Here is a 458-nt window from a genome sequence, read left to right as displayed (position 1 = left end):
GCGGCCCCGGCGCCCGGGTGCCCCTGCGCCGGGCGAGCGGTGGGACAGGGCCCTGGTGAGGGTGCCGCCGGGCAGCGGCGCGGCGCTCGCCACCGCGCTCAGGACCGCCCGTGCGGCCCGCCTGGCACGCCGGGGGAGCGAGCCCGTACGCGTCCGCGTCGATCCGGAGGACATCGGCTGACCGTCCGCCGGGCCGTTCCGGGGCCGTTCGTGGCCGCTCCGGAGCGGACCGGGACAGCCTGCGGCTCCTTCGGAGGCGGGACCGCCCGGCGCCGGGCCGAGGGGGAGGGGCCGGGCGCCGGGCGGCGGGGGAGACGGCTGGGGATCAGCCGTTGCGGGGGGAGGGGAGGGCGCCCGGGCGGGAGTCCGGCGGCGGCTGTACCGGCCGCCCGGGCGGCGGATGGGGGACGGACACCGGGACGGCGCCCGGTCCCGCGGTCACGGCGTGTGCGGCGGCC

Annotated in this window: 1 protein-coding gene; it reads left to right on the top strand. The window is 83.0% G+C overall.

The window, feature by feature from the left end; translation table 11 throughout:
• Positions 1-181: hypothetical protein (locus ACLIYP_RS30840; RefSeq protein WP_412716350.1), on the top strand; the 181-nt coding region annotated here is incomplete at its 5' end.
• Positions 182-458 lie beyond the last annotated feature (277 nt).

This window comes from Streptomyces nanhaiensis (assembly GCF_046614825.1).
Lineage (GTDB): Bacteria > Actinomycetota > Actinomycetes > Streptomycetales > Streptomycetaceae > Streptomyces > Streptomyces radiopugnans.
Note: the sequence above shows the minus strand (reverse complement) of the source record. Positions and strands in the feature narration are given on the sequence as shown.